This is a genomic window from Roseomonas sp. KE2513 (genome assembly GCF_016107305.1).
In the GTDB taxonomy this organism is placed as follows: Bacteria; Pseudomonadota; Alphaproteobacteria; order Acetobacterales; family Acetobacteraceae; genus Roseomonas.
Window position 1 is genome coordinate 47,830 of record NZ_RCVR01000029.1, and the last position, 14,811, is coordinate 62,640.

Here is a 14,811-nt window from a genome sequence, read left to right on the forward strand (position 1 = left end):
GCTTCCTATCGGCGCCGCCCCCGCCTATGCATCAGTGCATGATCGAAATCCACCTTCGGCAAGAGGCCACCGCCATCTTCCCTGCGGGTGTTGCATGACCCTCCTCTACGTCGTGGCCGGTGAATCCTCCGGCGACGTGCTCGGCGCCCGCCTCATCGCCCGGCTGCGCGAGGCGAGGCCGGACCTCCGCTTCGCCGGTATCGGCGGCGACCGCATGGCGGAGGCGGGCGTCAACAGCCTCTTCCCCATGCGCGAACTCGCCCTAATGGGCCTGCTGGAGGTGCTGCCCAACATCCGCAGCCTCGCCCGCCGCCTGGACGAAACGGTGGCCGATATTGCTGACCGCCGCCCCGCCGCCCTCGTGACCATCGACAGCCCGGGTTTCGCCCTTCGCGTGGCCGCGCGCGTGCGCCCGCTCGGTATCCCCGTCATCCACTATGTCGCGCCCCAGGTCTGGGCCTGGCGACAGGGGCGGGTAAAGAAGATGGGCCGGAAGCTGGACCGTATCCTCGCCCTCCTGCCCTTCGAGGCCCCCTTCTTCGAACGGGCGGGCATCCCCGTCACCTTCGTCGGCCATCCCGTGCTGGAGAGCGGGGCCGCCACCGGCAACGCCGCCCGCTTCCGCGCCCGCCACGCCATCGCACCCGGGGAAAAGGTGGTGCTGGTGATGCCCGGCAGCCGCCGCACGGAGGTCGGCCGCCTGCTGCCCATCTTCCGGGAGACGCTGCGCCTCCTCGCCGCCCGTCACCCGAACCTCCGCCCTGTCGTGCCGCTGGCCGGCCCGGTGGAGGAAGCCGTGCGCGCCGCCGCCACCGGCTGGAGCCCCGCGCCCATCCTCGTCCGCGGTATCGACGACAAGCACGACGCCTTCGCCGCCGCCGAGGTGGGGCTGATTAAATCCGGCACCTCCTCGCTCGAGGTCGCGATCGCCGGGGTGCCGATGGTGGTGGCCTACAAGATGAACCCGGTCACCGGCTGGATCATCCGCCGCCTGGCAAAGGTGAAATACGCGAGCATCGTCAACCTCCTCGCCGACGCGCCGGTCATCCCGGAACTGCTGATCGAGGATTGCCGCCCGCCGCTCCTCGCTCGGGAACTCGGCAAGCTCCTGGATGGAGAGGGCGTCGCCGCCCAGCGGGAGGGCTTCGCCCGCGTCATGTCGCTTCTCTCCCCGCCCGGCGGCGGCAGCCCGAGCGAGGCGGCGGCGCGCGCCGTGCTGAAGATGATCGGCCCCTGAAACGCGGAAGGGGCCGCAGCTTCCGCCGCGGCCCCCTCCAACCCTTGCGGGCGAGCGTCAGACGCGCGGCTTGCCCGTGGTGCCGCCGGTGGTGGTCCCCGTGGTCGTCCCGGCGGTGCGGTCGTCCTGCACCTCCACCTCGGTGTGGCGCACCGTGTCACTCACGGTCTGCGTGCGGTCGGACACATCCTTGCGGATGACCAGTTCCTCCTTAACGCGCGCCTCCTTGGAGACAACCGCTTCCTCGCTGTGCTCGACGGCGTCGATCACGCGCTCGCGGAAGGCGTCGTCGGCGGCCGAGAGCGGCTGGTCCACGGCGCGGCGCTCGATCGAGACGTGCTCCTCGTGCAGCGTCACGTTCTCGCTAACGGGCGTCTCGACAATGTAGGACCGCACGCGCACGCGGCCGCGATCGACCTCGCGCTTGCCGACGCGCAGCTGCTCTTCGACAACCGGGATCCGCTCCTCGCGATCCGTACCCGTCGCGGAGCTGGTCGTGCCCGTCCCCATGGCGGCCGCAGTGCTGCCCGTGCCGACGGCCGGCGTGGAGGTACCGCCCATCGTGGCCGCGCCGACCGCACCCGAGGTGTTCATCGGCGTGCCCGTGCCGGCGGCGTCGTCCACCGAGCCGTTCCAGCCGCTCGCGCGCCACTCGGCCTCGCGGGAGTCGAGATCCACCGCGCCATGCGCCTCGAAGATGTCGAGGGCGTGGTCGACGACGCTGTCGTCCACCTGAGCGGAGACGACGTAGCCGCCGCGGCGGATACCCTCCGCATAGGCCTGGCGGTCCTCGTCGGCGATGAAGAGGTCCTTCAGCGAGGCCCAGAAGCCGGTGTCGCCCGAGCTGGTGCCGGTCGTCTGCCCGGTATTGCCGTGGATGGCGACATGGTTCGAATCGATGCGGTCATGCGTGCGCAGGTGCTCAACGACGGCCTCCGCCTCGGCGCGACTGTCGAACAAGCCGGTGATCGTGCGGGTCATGCGTGAATTCCTTCCTGATGAGAACTGTATCGTGCGTATTCCGTGGACGGCGCGGGCAGGGCTCGGGTTCAGGATTCCGTCCGCTCGCCCGTGGGGGTGATCCGCTCGACGGCGGCATGCTGCACCCGGCGCGTCGCCGGCTGCTCCACCGCCTTCTCCTCGTTAATCATGCGGAGGTGGATCTCCTCCCGCAGGACAAGGCGCTTCTCGACGACGAGAACCTCCTCGACCACGGGGATGATAATCACGTCCCCCTCCTGCCGAACCTGGGGCGCCTCGGTGACCGTCGTGCCCACGGGCCGGCGCTCCACCTCGGCGCGGCGGCTGTGCAGCGTCTCGCGCAGCACCTCCTCCACCACTTCCGTGGTGAGAGCGACGCGAACACGACCCGTCTCCACCTGCCGCTTGCTCAGCAGAAGGGTTTCCTCGACGAGAGGAATCACGGCCTCGGCAGTTGTCTCAGCCGTCATCGCAACCTCACCTCGGACCGTTCTGAAAACGGCCGAGTCGTGAGCCGGTTGCCCCCGACTGCGGAACGGTCTGGCGTTTAGAACGCGTGCCGCTTCGGGCGGGCCTTGCGGCGCAGCTCCATCAGCTCCGCCTCCTCGCGCACGGCATTGCGCAGAAGCGCGTCCTGCCCCCAGCGGTACTGCGGCGGGCAGGCCGTGCGCACGCCGTAACGGGCGGCCGCGTGCAGCGTGAAGGCGGGATCGACGAGATGCGGGCGCGCCAGCGCCACCAGATCAGCGCGCCCGGCCGCGAGGATCGTGTTCACCTGGTCCGCCGAGGTGATGCTGCCCACGCACATCGTGGCGACCTTCGCCTCGTTGCGGATCATGTCCGACCACGGCACCTGGAACATGCGCCCGTAATGCGGCGCGCTGCCCGCCACCGTCTGCCCCGTGGAGACATCGAGCAGGTCGCAGCCCTCCTCCGCGAAGGCGCGGGCAATAGTCAGCGTCTCCTCATCCGTCACGCCGCCCTCCGCCCAGTCGGTCGCGGAGACACGCACGCTCATCGGCCGGTCCGAGGGCCAGGCCGCCCGCAGCGCGCGATAGACCTCCAGCGGGTAGCGCAGCCGGTTCTCGAGGCTTCCACCATAGGCGTCGGTGCGGCGGTTCGTCAGCGGCGAGAGGAAGCTCGCCATGAGGTAGCCGTGCGCGCAGTGGAACTCGACCATGTCGAAGCCCGCGCGCGCGCCGCGCACCGCCGCCGCCACGAAGTCGTCGCGCACGCGGTCCATCTCCGCCCGCGTGATCTCGCGCGGCACCTGGCTGTTCGGGAAATATGGGATGGCGCTCGCCGAGACGATCGGCCAGCCGCCCTCCGGCAAGGGCTGGTCCATCCCCTCCCACATGAGCTTCGTCGCGCCCTTCTGCCCGGCATGGCCGAGCTGCAGCGCGATCCGGCTGCCGCCATGGGCGTGCACGAAATCGACGATGCGCTTCCACCCGGCCTCCTGCGCGTCGTTCCAGATCCCCGTGCAGCCCGGCGTGATCCGCGCCTCCGGCGAGACGCAGGTCATCTCCGTGAAGATCAGCCCCGCGCCGCCCGTCGCGCGCGCGCCATAATGCATGAGGTGCCAGTCGTCCGGCATCCCGTCCGTGGCCGAATACTGGCACATCGGCGAGACGACCACGCGGTTCGCCAGATCCATCCCGCGCAGGCGGAAGGGCTGGAACATCGGCGGCGCGCCCTCGACGGCGGGTAGCCCTTGCGCGCGCACCTCCTCCTCGAACAGCGCGCGCGATTCCTCCACGAACTCCGGCGCGCGCAGCGAGAGGTTCTCCCAGGTGATCGCCTTGGAACGCGTCATCACGCCGAAGGCGAAGCGGGTCGCCGGCATGTCCCAGAAGCGGGCGACATGCTCGAACCACACGAGCGAGACGTCCGCCGCGTGCTGGATCTTCTCCACCTCCTCGCGCCGCCCGCCCTCGAAGCGCGCCAGCGCCTCCTCCACCGTGCCGCCGCGCATGAAGGCAGCGTGTAGGTGGATGGCATCCTCCATCGCCAGCTTCGTGCCGGAACCGATGGAGTAGTGCGCCGTCGCCTTCGCGTCCCCCAGCAGCACGACATTGCCCTTCGACCACCGCGCACAGCGCATCATCGGGAAGCGCCGCCACATGCTGCGGTTGGTGATCAGCCGGTGGCCTTCCAGCTCCTCCGCGAAGACCTCCTCCATGAAGGCCGCGCTCTCGGCCTCGCTCATGGAACCAAGCCCGGCCCGCTCGAACGTCTCGGGGTCCGTCTCCAGCACCCAGGTGCTGGCACCCTTCTCGTACTGGTAGCAGTGCGCGATGAAGATCCCCTCCGGCCGCTCCTTGAAGAAGAAAGTGAACGCGTCGAAGGGCCGGGTGCTGCCCATCCAGGCGAAGCGGTTTGGCCGCAGATCCACCGTTGGCTTGAAGTGCTCGAGGTCGCGCTGCCGCACCGGGCTGTTAATGCCATCGGCCGCCACGACGAGATCGGCATCCGGAAAATCTTCGGGCATCGCCTCCCGCCCGAATTCCAGTTCCACCCCCAGTTCCCGGGCACGCGCCTGCAACAGCATCAGCAGCGTCCGGCGGGAGCAGCCGCAGAAACCGTTCCCCCCGATACGATGGGCCGCCACCTCGTTGCCCCGCTTGGCCACGATCTCGATATCGTCCCAGTAGGCGAAGGCGTCCGTAATGGCCTTGTAGCTTTCCCGGTCCGCGCGCTCGAAGGTCTCCAGCGTCTGGTCGCTGAACACCACGCCGAAGCCGAAGGTGTCGTCTGCCTGGTTGCGCTCGATCACCGTGATCCGCGCCTCAGGCCGGTCGCGCTTCATCAGGATGGCGAAGTAAAGCCCGGCGGGCCCGCCGCCGATGACCGCGATCCGCATGGGAAATCTCCTGGGCTGCCGGGACAGAAGATAGTTTAGGCTTCAAGTTTTCAAGGTTTCAACTGGCGCTTGCGGGTCGCTGCCGTATTCCTTTAGGCTTCAAGGATCATGAACGGCATCACTGGACGCCATGCGATTGTGACAGGAGGCGGCACGGGCATCGGCCTGGCCGTGGCGGAAGCTCTCACCCGCGCCGGCGCCCGCGTGACCGTGACGGGCCGCCGCGAGGCCCCTCTCCGCGCCGCCGTGGAGTCCGGCCGTGCCGCCGGCTTCGAGACCGCCGACGTGACCGAGCCCGGCGCCTTTGCCGCCGCCCTCACCCGTGCCGGCCACCCCGCCATCCTCGTCAATGCCGCCGGCGCGGCGGAAAGCGCCCCCTTCCTCCGCACCGACGACACCCTTTGGGAGCGGATGCTGCGCGTGAACCTCCTCGGTGCTGCCTCTGCCACCCGCGCAGCCTTGCCGGCCATGCTGGAGGCCGGCTGGGGCCGCGTCGTCAACATCGCTTCCACCGCGGCGCTCCGCGGCTACCCCTATGTCACCGCCTACACCGCCGCCAAGCACGGATTGCTTGGCCTCACCCGCGCCCTCGCGTTGGAAGTAGCCACCAAGGGCGTCACGGTGAACGCCGTCTGCCCCGGCTTCACCGAGACCGACATCGTGGCCGAGAGCGTCGCCCGCATCACCGCGAAAACCGGCCGCAGCGAGGCCGAGGCCCGGGCCGAACTCGCCCGCCACAACCCCCAGGCCCGCCTCGTCAAGCCCGAGGAAGTGGCGGCCGCCGTCGCTTTCCTCTGCTCCGATGCCGCGAGCGCGGTCAACGGCCGCGCCCTCGCGGTGGATGGCGGAGAGGTCCCATGATCCCCGACACCCATGTCGATGCGGAAACCGCCCTCGACCACTCCCCGGCCGGGCACAAGGACGACCTCCGCCTTTGGCTGCGCATGCTCTCCTGCGCGCGGCTGATCGAGGCCGAGATCCGCCGCCGCCTCCGCGCCCGCTTTGACACCACCCTGCCCCGCTTCGACTTCCTCGCCCAGCTCGAGCGCGCGGCCGAAGGCCTTACCCCCGGCGAGATCAGCCGGCGCATGATGGTCACCGGCGGCAACGTCACCGGCCTCGCCGCGAGGCTGGAGGAGGAAGGGCTGATCGAGCGCCGTGCCGTCCGTGAGGATCGCCGCGCTGTCACCCTCCGGCTCACGCCCCAGGGCCGGCGCGAGTTCGCGCGCCAGACCGCGGCGCATGAGGAATGGGTGGCCGAGCTTCTCGGCGGCCTCTCCGCCACCGACCGCGCGGCCCTGCTGCGCCTGCTGGACCGCACGCGCCGCGGAGTCCGCGCCGCCATGTCAGAGGGGGGCGCATGAGCCTCAGGAATTTCCGCGCGGAACACGTGCGCCTCACCGTGGAGGGCCGCGTCGCCTCCATCCTGCTCGACCGTCCCGAGCGGAAGAACCCTCTGACCTTCGAGTCCTACGCCGAGCTGGCCGCCATCTTCCGCGCAGGCACGAACGACGAGGAGGTCGGCGCCTTCGTCCTCTCCGGCGCGGGCGGCAACTTCTGCTCCGGCGGCGACGTGCACGAGATCATCGGCCCGCTGCTCGACCGCGACACCAAGGGCCTTATGCAGTTCACGGCCATGACGGGTGAGCTGGTGAAGGCCATGCGGGCTTGCCCGCAGCCGATCGTGGCGGCCGTGGACGGCGTCGCGGCCGGTGCCGGCGCCATCATGGCGATGGCCTCCGACATCCGCCTCGCCACCCCCCGCGCGAAGGTCGCCTTCCTCTTCAACCGCGTGGGCCTCGCCGGCTGCGACATGGGCGCCTGCGCCATCCTGCCCCGGATCATCGGCCAGGGCCGCGCCTCCGAGCTGCTCTACACCGGTCGCTCCATGTCCGCGCAGGAGGGGCTGGACTGGGGCTTCTTCTCCCGCGCCGTGGAGCCGGAGGCGCTGATGGAGGCCGCCGCCAACCTCGCCCGCCAGGTGGTGGAAGGCCCCGGCTTCGCCAATGCCATGACGAAGCGGATGCTCTCCCTGGAGTGGTCCATGTCCGTCGAGCAGGCGATCGAGGCCGAGGCCGTGGCCCAGGCCCTCTGCATGACCACCAGAGACTTCCGCCGCGCCTACGACGCCTTCGTGGCGAAGCGGCGCCCGGTCTTCGAGGGCGACTGATGGCAGACCGCGACTTCCTCCTCTGGCCCTTCCTCGAACCTCGCCACCGCGCCTGGGCGGACGAGGTCGAGGCTTGGGCCGCCTCCAACGCCGAGCGCCTGTCGGAAGGCGACACCGACACCGCCGTCCGCAATCTCACCCGCGCCATGGGCGAGGCCGGACTCCTCCGCGTCGCCGTCCCCGAGGACGGCCGCCTTGACGTGCGCTCCCTCTGCATCGCCCGCGAAACCCTCGCGCGCCACTCCGGCCTCGCCGACTTCGCCTTCGCCATGGCCGGGCTCGGCACCGGCTCCGTCACCCTCTTCGGCGACGCCGCCCTGCGGGAGGCGGTCCTTCCCGCCGCCCGCGCCGGCACCTCGCTCGCCGCCTTCGCCCTCAGCGAGCCAGAGGCAGGCTCGGACGTGGCGGCCCTCGCCACCACCGCCACCCGCGACGGCAACGCCCACTGGCGGATCGACGGTTCCAAGACCTGGATCAGCAACGGCGGCATCGCCGGCACCTATGTCGTCTTCGCCCGCACCGGCGAGGCTCTCGGCGCCAAGGGCCTGACCGCCTTCCTCGTCCCCGCCGACACACCCGGCCTCACCATTGCCGAGCGCATCGAGGTCTCCGCCCCCCACCCCCTCGCGACGCTCCGTTTCGACGCGATGCGCGTGCCCGACAGCCACCGCCTCGGTGCTCCGGGAGACGGCTTCAAGGTCGCCATGGCCACGCTCGACGTCTTCCGCGCCACAGTGGGTGCAGCGGCCCTCGGCTTCGCGCGCCACGCGCTCGACCTCACCGTCGCCCGCGCCACCAACCGCCAGCTCTTCGGCGGCCCGCTCTTCGACCAGCAGATGACCCAGGCTGCCATCGCCGAGAGCGCGGTGGACGTGGAAACCTCCGCCCTCCTCGTCTATCGCGCCGCCTGGCTGAAGGATTCCGGCACGCCCCGCGTGTCCCGCGAAGCCTCCATGGCGAAGCTCCACGCGACGGAGGCCGCCCAGCGCGCCGCCGACCGCTGCGTCCAGATCCACGGGGGGCACGGCGTCGTCCGCGACCACCCCGCCGAAAAACTCTACCGGGAGGTTCGCGCCCTGCGCGTCTACGAAGGCGCCAGCGAGGTCCAGCGGATCATCATCGCGCGCGCCGAACGGGACCGCGCAAAGGGAGCGGGATGATGGACACCTTACTCCAGGAAGACTGGTCGGGCTCGACCCCCGACTTCGCGCCCAGCGCCCACGTCGACACCTTCCCGCGCGACAACCTCCCCCCGCGCGACCAGTGGCCCGAACTCCTCTTCGACCTGCCGGACTACCGCTACCCCCGGCGCCTCAACTGCGCGGTGGAGCTGCTGGACCGGAACGTCGAGAACGGCCGCGCCGACCACCCCGCGATCATCACGCCCGAGGAAACCCTCACCTACCGCCAACTGCAGGACCGGGTGGACCGGATCTGCAACGTGCTCACGCGCGACCTCGGCATGGTCCCGGGCAACCGCGTCATGCTCCGCAGCGCCAACAACGCCTGGATGACGGCGACCTATCTCGCGGTCCTCAAGGCCGGCGGCGTGGTCGTTGCCACCATGCCGCTCCTCCGCGCGAAGGAGTTGGGCCAGATGCTGGAGAAGGCGCGGATCACCCTCGCCCTTTGCGACGTAAAGCTGCGCGATGAAATGGAGAAGGCGGCCGCCGAGGCGCCGCAACTCCGCCATGTCGTCCTCTGGGGCAACGGCGACCTCGAATCCCGCTGTGCCGCCCAGCCGCCCGGCTTCACCGCCTGCGACACCGCCGCCGATGACGTCTGCCTCATCGGCTTCACCTCCGGCACCACGGGCCTGCCGAAGGGCACAATGCACTTCCACCGGGACATGCTGGCCATCTGCGACGGCTATTCCCGCCACGTCCTCCGCCCGACGCCAGATGACCGCTTCATCGGCTCCGCGCCCCTGGCCTTCACCTTCGGCCTCGGCGGCCTCGTCCTCTTCCCCTTCCGCATCGGCGCCACCGGCATCCTGCTTGAAAAGGCGGGTCCCGACGAACTCCTTCCCGCTATCGAGCAGCACCGCGCGACCATCCTCTTCACCGCCCCCACCGCCTATCGCGTCATGGCCGGCAAGGTCGCAGACTTCGACATCTCGTCCCTCCGCAAATGCGTCTCCGCCGGCGAAACCCTGCCGCGTGCTATCTTCGACGCCTGGGAGAAGGCGACAGGCCTGCGCCTGATGGACGGCATCGGCGGCACCGAGATGCTGCACATCTTCGTCGCCGCCCCTGAGGAAACGCTCCGCCCCGGCTGCACCGGCCTGCCCGTCCCCGGCTACCAGGCCCGCGTGATCGATGGCGAGGGCAACGAGGTGCCGCGCGGCACGGCCGGCTGGCTCGCCATCCGAGGCCCCATCGGCTGCCGCTACCTCGCCGATCCCCGGCAATCCGATTACGTCCGCTACGGCTGGAACATCCCCGGCGACGTCTACATTCAGGACGAGGACGGCTATTTCCGCTACCAGGGTCGCGGCGACGACATGATCGTGGCCGCCGGCTACAACATCGCGGGCCCGGAGGTGGAGGGCGCGCTCCTCACCCATCCCGCCGTGCGCGAATGCGGCGTCGTCGGCGCGCCCGACGGCAAGGGCGGGACGGTCGTGAAGGCCTATGTCGCCCTTAAACCTGAGTACTTCGGTAATGAGGACATGGTGCGCGCCCTGCAGGACCATGTCCGCGCCGAGATCGCCCCCTACAAGGCGCCCCGCATCGTCGAGTTCCTCGACGCCATGCCCCGCACCGAATCCGGCAAGCTCCAGCGCTTCGCCCTCCGCCGAATGGCCAACCCGTGACCGCTCCGGCCGCCCCGCGCCCGACGCCGATCCCCGCCTCCGCCCTGCCCGCCACCGCCTTCCGCGGCACGGCGCGCGTGCGTTTCGGCGACTGCGATCCCGCGGGGATCGTCTTCTTCCCCAACTGGTTCATCATCGCCCACGGCATCGTGGAGGATCTCTTCCGCGAGCGCCTTCGCATCGACTTTCACGAGATGCATGCCACGCGCGGCATCGGCACCGGCTTCGTCCATGCGGCCGCCACCTTCATGCGCCCCGGGAGCATGGGCGACGAGGTGACCCTCACCCCCCTCGTCCGCCGCGTCGGCGGCGCCTCCTACGCGCTGGATCTGCATATCCATCGTGGCGAAGAGGAGCTCGTCCGTCTCGATCTCGTCACCGCCACCACCGACCTCGCCAGCCGCACCAGCGTGCCGGTGCCGCCCGACCTGCGCGCCGCCCTGCTGCGCTACCAGGGCGAGTGCGGACAGGAGAACACCCCATGAGCGGCAAGCTCGACATCCTCCAACCCCCTGGCTGGCCCGCTCCCCGCGGCTACTCCAACGGCGTCGCCGGACATGGCCGCGTCGTGCTCGTCGGCGGCCAGATCGGCTGGGACGAAGCCGGCCGCTTCGCCGAGGGCTTCGTCGCCCAGACTGAACAGGCCCTCCGCAACATCCTCGCCGTCCTCGCCGAGGCTGGCGCCGGCCCCGAGCACATCGGCCGCCTCACCTGGTACGTCACCAGCATGGACGAGTACCGCGCCTGCCTGCCCGAGCTCGGCCGCGCCTACCGTTTGGTGATGGGCCGCAACTTTCCAGCCATGGCGCTCGTCGGCGTCGTCGCGCTGGCCGAGCCCGAGGCGCGGGTGGAGATCGAGGCCACCGCCATCGTGCCGGACTGAGGCACCGGCCGCGGCCCGGACGGCAGTTCCCGCTCCGCCGCGCAGGAACACACCACGACCCCGCCCATCAGTCGGTTCGGCACCGTCGGCTCCCCGCAATGTGGGCACTCCCGGATCGTCTCCATTGCAGTCCCTCCATTCCCAGGCTGCCCTATCTGGGAACTGTCACCACCGGCGCAGGAGGGCGCCCCACTAATCTTTCGGGCGAGCAAGGACAGAGGGAATCGCGAAGGCTCCACGCCGGTGCCGCTACGGAACCGCTCGACTTGCTCTGAGCACCGAGGCCGCTTGTGAAAGAGGTCCGGAGGCCGCGCTGGCATGGCGCGGCCCCCGGTTTCGCTAGGCAATCAGAACGTCGAAATGCACGGGACCGCTGCTGAACAGCGTTGCGTGGTCGTCGGACTGCGCAACCCCATTCGCGAGAATGCCCTCAACATGGAGGTTGCGGTCCGTGCTCGGGGTGCCTCCCCAGGCATCATTGATGAAGTCCACGGTCATCTGGTGCTGGCCATGGCCCCAATTGCCGGTGAGGACAACATCCTGCGTCTGGCCCGCCGCATGCGAGGCCGTCACGGTATTGATGCCGCCAACCTGCGTGCCGTCCACCTTGACGATAAACTGCGCATCGCCCTGCCACGCGTCCTCGGACACCCGCAGCACGAGCGTGTCCGTCGTGCCCGGCACCTCTGGCGCGCTCGACGCCTGCGGAGCGGGCGCCGGCGCCGCATTCACGCCGAGCACCCCATGTGCGTCGTAGCCCTTGGCCTGCCATTGGCTCCAGGTCAGGTCGCTGCCGCCGAGACGTGCAACGACGTTTGACGACCCTGGGAACTGGTTATAGTCGACATGGCTAGGCGCCGGGGAGCCGGCCGCGCTGTAGATGGCTACGCCGCCCGAAGAAGGCTGCAGGACGTTGTTGTAGATCTCGACGTCCGGGCTGTTCTCGAAGTTCAGTGCCCGTCCGCCCCCGATAATCGTGTTGTTGAAGATGTCGGCGCTGCCGTGCTCCGTCCAGCTGCTCTCGGCCCAGTGGGTAACGGCGCTGTCCTGCGTCAGGTTCGGCGTTTTCACCACGTTGTCGTGGAAGCTGATCGTGCCGCCATCGCGGGTGTTGGACAGCCAAGCGCCATGATTGTTGTAGGGCGCGGAGTTGGCTTGCTCAAACAAGTTGCCCTTAACGGTGATGTTGAAGTCCTGAAAGGATTGGATGCCGTCGCTGTGCCCGCTCATGTTGCTGTTCGAGATAACGATATGATTATTCTCGAAGAGCACGCCGTTGTTGCCTGATGACCAGATGCCATCCGTCTGGGCGGCTGTGTTCGTTGGCGTGCTGAAGCTGTTCTCCCTCACGACCACCGCGTCGTGGCCGCTTGAGTTGCGCACGTCGTAGCCGCGGGCGTTGCCGCCGCCCGGGTCGCCCGAATAGACGGAGTTGTGCTCAACCAGCACGCCGGCCGTCGCGTTCTTTACGACAAAACCGGCCCCTGCAAAGTTCTTCACGTCGAGGTTGCTGACCTCGACATGGTTTTTGCCGTTCAGCACCACACCCGCGGACAGATGATTTCCGCCATCTAAGATGACATCGCCATTATGACCGGGATCGGTGCCCTTCGTAATGGTGATCTTGCCGGATGCCGATCCACTCGCCCCTACGTTCAGGGTCTCGTTGTACGTTTGGCTGGTACTTCCGCCAGATATATAGACAGTATCTCCCGGCTTCGTTACGGACCAGTCGATGGACGAAAACGAATTCCAGGCTGATCCCCAGGAGCTGCCATTTCCATTTCCGTGAGCGTTATTGTCGACGTAGTACTTCATATAAGAAAATTTTCCTTATCTCATTACAAAGTATTGGATGGCACAGCGCACAAGTCGCCGCGTTGATGTTTTCCGCCCCCCGCGCCAAGGCTCAGTTTCGCGCGAGTGCCTCAAGGCGGTTTTTTCGGCCCAAGGATGTGAATAGCGAGACGACATCCCAAAATTTGGCCGGGGCGGGGGCGGGGCAGTTGAGACCTGACCGCGAACATACTTCCCGCTTGGAAACACCCTCCAGGAGCAGATGGCATCTGAGAAGTCTGCCCTTCCGGACAGGTGCGTAGTCCGTATCAGCGGGTTCCATATAGCCACAAGCAGTGACGGCAGCATTTTCAAGCAACGGAAGAAATTTGCCGGAATAACGCTTGCGATTCTACGAGATTCAGGAATATCTGCCCCACAATTACCTCGCGTCGGCGACCGGAAGCAGCTTTGTACCCAAATAGGCAAGCATTGTTTCCCGCGGAGGCCGCTCAGATACAGTTCCGATCCGCCTCAGCGGCATGGCCGTCACACCCGATGGAGTGAGGCGCTGGCTTAAGGAAGGGCCGTTGGACGTGCGGCTGTCCACCCAGACAGCCTGCCGGCCCAGCTTCGAACGTGGCCTCAACCCAACTGGCTGGTACGCGATGGACAACAGCGAGAGCTGCAGGGAGGAAAGCGCGCTCCGGCCCCATGTCCAGCATAACGCCTGACCTGACGAGTTCCAGCCGACCAGGAGGGTGTTCATCGCGCCGATGCCTCCACGCTGCTCAGCGTGCGCATTTTAGCGGAAGGAGCCGTCGGGGAGCTGTGTGGGCCGTTCATCCCGCCTTGCCCAACCTCAGCGACCACAAACCGGTGCACCGATCATTCTGGTCTGAGCAAAGCCGCAACATTTTCACTACCAAAGCGCAATGCAAATGCAGCGCAGCCCGACAATAACATTCATTAAATTGCAGCAGGATTTAGTTCCGACTTATTTGAATGCGACTTCGCATCATTGATTGATCCGGCTTCATCAAAGGTGCTCTATTCAGCGCATCATTCTTTAGGATCACTGAAAAGCGTAACCTCCGCACTGACATGTCGCCAATTTGGCTGGCTGCGGCAGAGGTACATTTTGTCGTTCACGACGTTCACCGGACGGGATGATGAGCAAAATGTCTCTTCGGAATGCTGATCCCATGCTCCAAGCGCAACAGCTCCCTGCGTATCCCTCGCCAACGCTCCGGCATCGCGAGTCCAACGCCGCTCGGAGGTTCATCCCACAGCAGGTCGCCAGAATTGCCGCGACGACCCCACAGGCTCCGGCGCTCCAAGCCGGCGAAACGACGATGAGCTATCGCGAGCTGTACGCACGAGCCTCGGCACTCGCAGGGCACCTGCGTTCGCTCGGCGCGCGCCGCGATGCCGTGATCGGCGTCTGCCTAGAGCGGTCATTCGACCAGGTTGTTGCCCTCCTTGCCGTGCTGAAGGCCGGAAGCGCCTTTCTTCCGCTTGATCCCGCCTGGCCGGCGGAGCGCCTGCGCCAGATCCTGGTCGATGCGCGCGCGCCGGTGATCATCGGCCGTTCCACACGACTGGACGATCTGCGGGGGGATGGCCGGGTCATCGTTTCGCCCGGCTCCTTGAACGACCTCGCCGCCAGCCAGGATGAGGTTGACGAGGAGATCGGCGGCCAGGACCTCGCCTACGTCATCTACACCTCCGGCTCTACTGGCACGCCCAAAGGCGTGGAGATCACCCACGACAATGTCCTGAACCTTGTTGCCTGGCACCAGGACGCTTTCAGCGTCAGCGCGAAGGACCGGGCCAGCCATCTTGCCGGGCTCGCCTTCGACGCCGCGATCTGGGAGGTCTGGCCCTATCTCTGCGCCGGCGCCTGCGTGGTCCTCGCCGACGACGCCGTACGCACCTCGCCGGAGAGGCTCCGCGCTTGGCTCGTCGAGCAAAGGATCAGCATCGGCTTTGTGCCGACCCCGCTCGCGGAACCGATGATGGCGGCAGACTGGCCTGCGGGCACGAGCCTGCGCTGCATGCTGACGGGCGGCGAGGCACTCCGTCG

The 14,811-nt window shown here is 68.0% G+C and carries 13 protein-coding genes; 9 read left to right on the forward strand and 4 right to left on the reverse strand.

Annotated features, from left to right (window positions below):
• Window positions 1–94: 94 nt before the first annotated feature.
• The gene (gene lpxB / locus D9599_RS22635; protein WP_198383567.1) at window positions 95–1,237 is read left to right on the forward strand and encodes a lipid-A-disaccharide synthase; all 1,143 of its coding nucleotides are present in this window, start codon (window positions 95–97) and stop codon (window positions 1,235–1,237) included.
• Between the two features lie 57 nt (window positions 1,238–1,294).
• On the opposite strand, the gene D9599_RS22640 is transcribed toward lpxB, so the two are convergent.
• The 3 genes from D9599_RS22640 to D9599_RS22650 all read right to left on the reverse strand — a co-directional run bounded on the left by D9599_RS22640 (window position 1,295) and on the right by D9599_RS22650 (window position 5,081).
• Window positions 1,295–2,218 carry a YsnF/AvaK domain-containing protein gene (locus tag D9599_RS22640; RefSeq protein ID WP_198383568.1) on the reverse strand — a complete coding sequence of 308 codons (924 nt, stop codon included), beginning with the start codon at window positions 2,216–2,218 and terminating at the stop codon, window positions 1,295–1,297.
• A 68-nt stretch (window positions 2,219–2,286) separates the two neighbouring features.
• Complete coding sequence (locus tag D9599_RS22645) at window positions 2,287–2,688, reverse strand: DUF2382 domain-containing protein (protein ID WP_198383569.1); 402 nt, start codon at window positions 2,686–2,688, stop codon at window positions 2,287–2,289.
• A 77-nt stretch (window positions 2,689–2,765) separates the two neighbouring features.
• Window positions 2,766–5,081, reverse strand: a complete 2,316-nt coding sequence (locus D9599_RS22650; RefSeq protein WP_198383570.1) for a bifunctional salicylyl-CoA 5-hydroxylase/oxidoreductase — start codon at window positions 5,079–5,081, stop codon at window positions 2,766–2,768.
• A 108-nt stretch (window positions 5,082–5,189) separates the two neighbouring features.
• Between D9599_RS22650 and D9599_RS22655 the strand changes: the two genes are divergently transcribed.
• The 7 genes from D9599_RS22655 to D9599_RS22685 are packed head-to-tail and all read left to right on the forward strand — an operon-like array spanning window position 5,190 to window position 10,949.
• Window positions 5,190–5,942: an SDR family NAD(P)-dependent oxidoreductase gene (locus tag D9599_RS22655; protein WP_198383571.1), complete on the forward strand. Its 753-nt coding sequence runs from the start codon at window positions 5,190–5,192 to the stop codon at window positions 5,940–5,942.
• Window positions 5,939–6,445, forward strand: coding sequence for a MarR family winged helix-turn-helix transcriptional regulator (locus tag D9599_RS22660; protein WP_198383572.1), 507 nt, complete (start codon window positions 5,939–5,941; stop codon window positions 6,443–6,445). Before D9599_RS22655 ends, D9599_RS22660 begins: the two co-directional genes overlap by 4 nt.
• The gene (locus tag D9599_RS22665) at window positions 6,442–7,251 is read left to right on the forward strand and encodes an enoyl-CoA hydratase family protein (protein WP_198383573.1); all 810 of its coding nucleotides are present in this window, start codon (window positions 6,442–6,444) and stop codon (window positions 7,249–7,251) included. Before D9599_RS22660 ends, D9599_RS22665 begins: the two co-directional genes overlap by 4 nt.
• Window positions 7,251–8,411 (forward strand): acyl-CoA dehydrogenase family protein, encoded by a 1,161-nt coding sequence (locus D9599_RS22670; RefSeq protein ID WP_198383574.1) that lies wholly within the window; start codon window positions 7,251–7,253, stop codon window positions 8,409–8,411. The genes D9599_RS22665 and D9599_RS22670 overlap by 1 nt, the downstream gene beginning before the upstream one ends.
• Entirely contained in the window at window positions 8,411–10,066 is a 1,656-nt protein-coding gene (locus D9599_RS22675; protein WP_198383575.1) for an AMP-binding protein, read from the forward strand. The genes D9599_RS22670 and D9599_RS22675 overlap by 1 nt, the downstream gene beginning before the upstream one ends.
• Window positions 10,063–10,551 (forward strand): thioesterase family protein, encoded by a 489-nt coding sequence (locus D9599_RS32320; protein ID WP_198383576.1) that lies wholly within the window; start codon window positions 10,063–10,065, stop codon window positions 10,549–10,551. Before D9599_RS22675 ends, D9599_RS32320 begins: the two co-directional genes overlap by 4 nt.
• A complete protein-coding gene (locus tag D9599_RS22685) occupies window positions 10,548–10,949 on the forward strand; it encodes a RidA family protein (protein ID WP_198383577.1) in 402 nt (133 codons plus the stop codon). Before D9599_RS32320 ends, D9599_RS22685 begins: the two co-directional genes overlap by 4 nt.
• A 339-nt stretch (window positions 10,950–11,288) precedes the next feature.
• Here the strand turns inward: D9599_RS22685 and D9599_RS22690 are convergent, their stop codons facing one another.
• The gene (locus tag D9599_RS22690) at window positions 11,289–12,767 is read right to left on the reverse strand and encodes a carbohydrate-binding domain-containing protein (RefSeq protein WP_198383578.1); all 1,479 of its coding nucleotides are present in this window, start codon (window positions 12,765–12,767) and stop codon (window positions 11,289–11,291) included.
• Window positions 12,768–14,080: 1,313 nt separating this feature from the next.
• Between D9599_RS22690 and D9599_RS22695 the strand changes: the two genes are divergently transcribed.
• A partial coding sequence (locus tag D9599_RS22695; RefSeq protein ID WP_232480792.1) for an AMP-binding protein occupies window positions 14,081–14,811 on the forward strand: 731 nt, incomplete at its 3' end.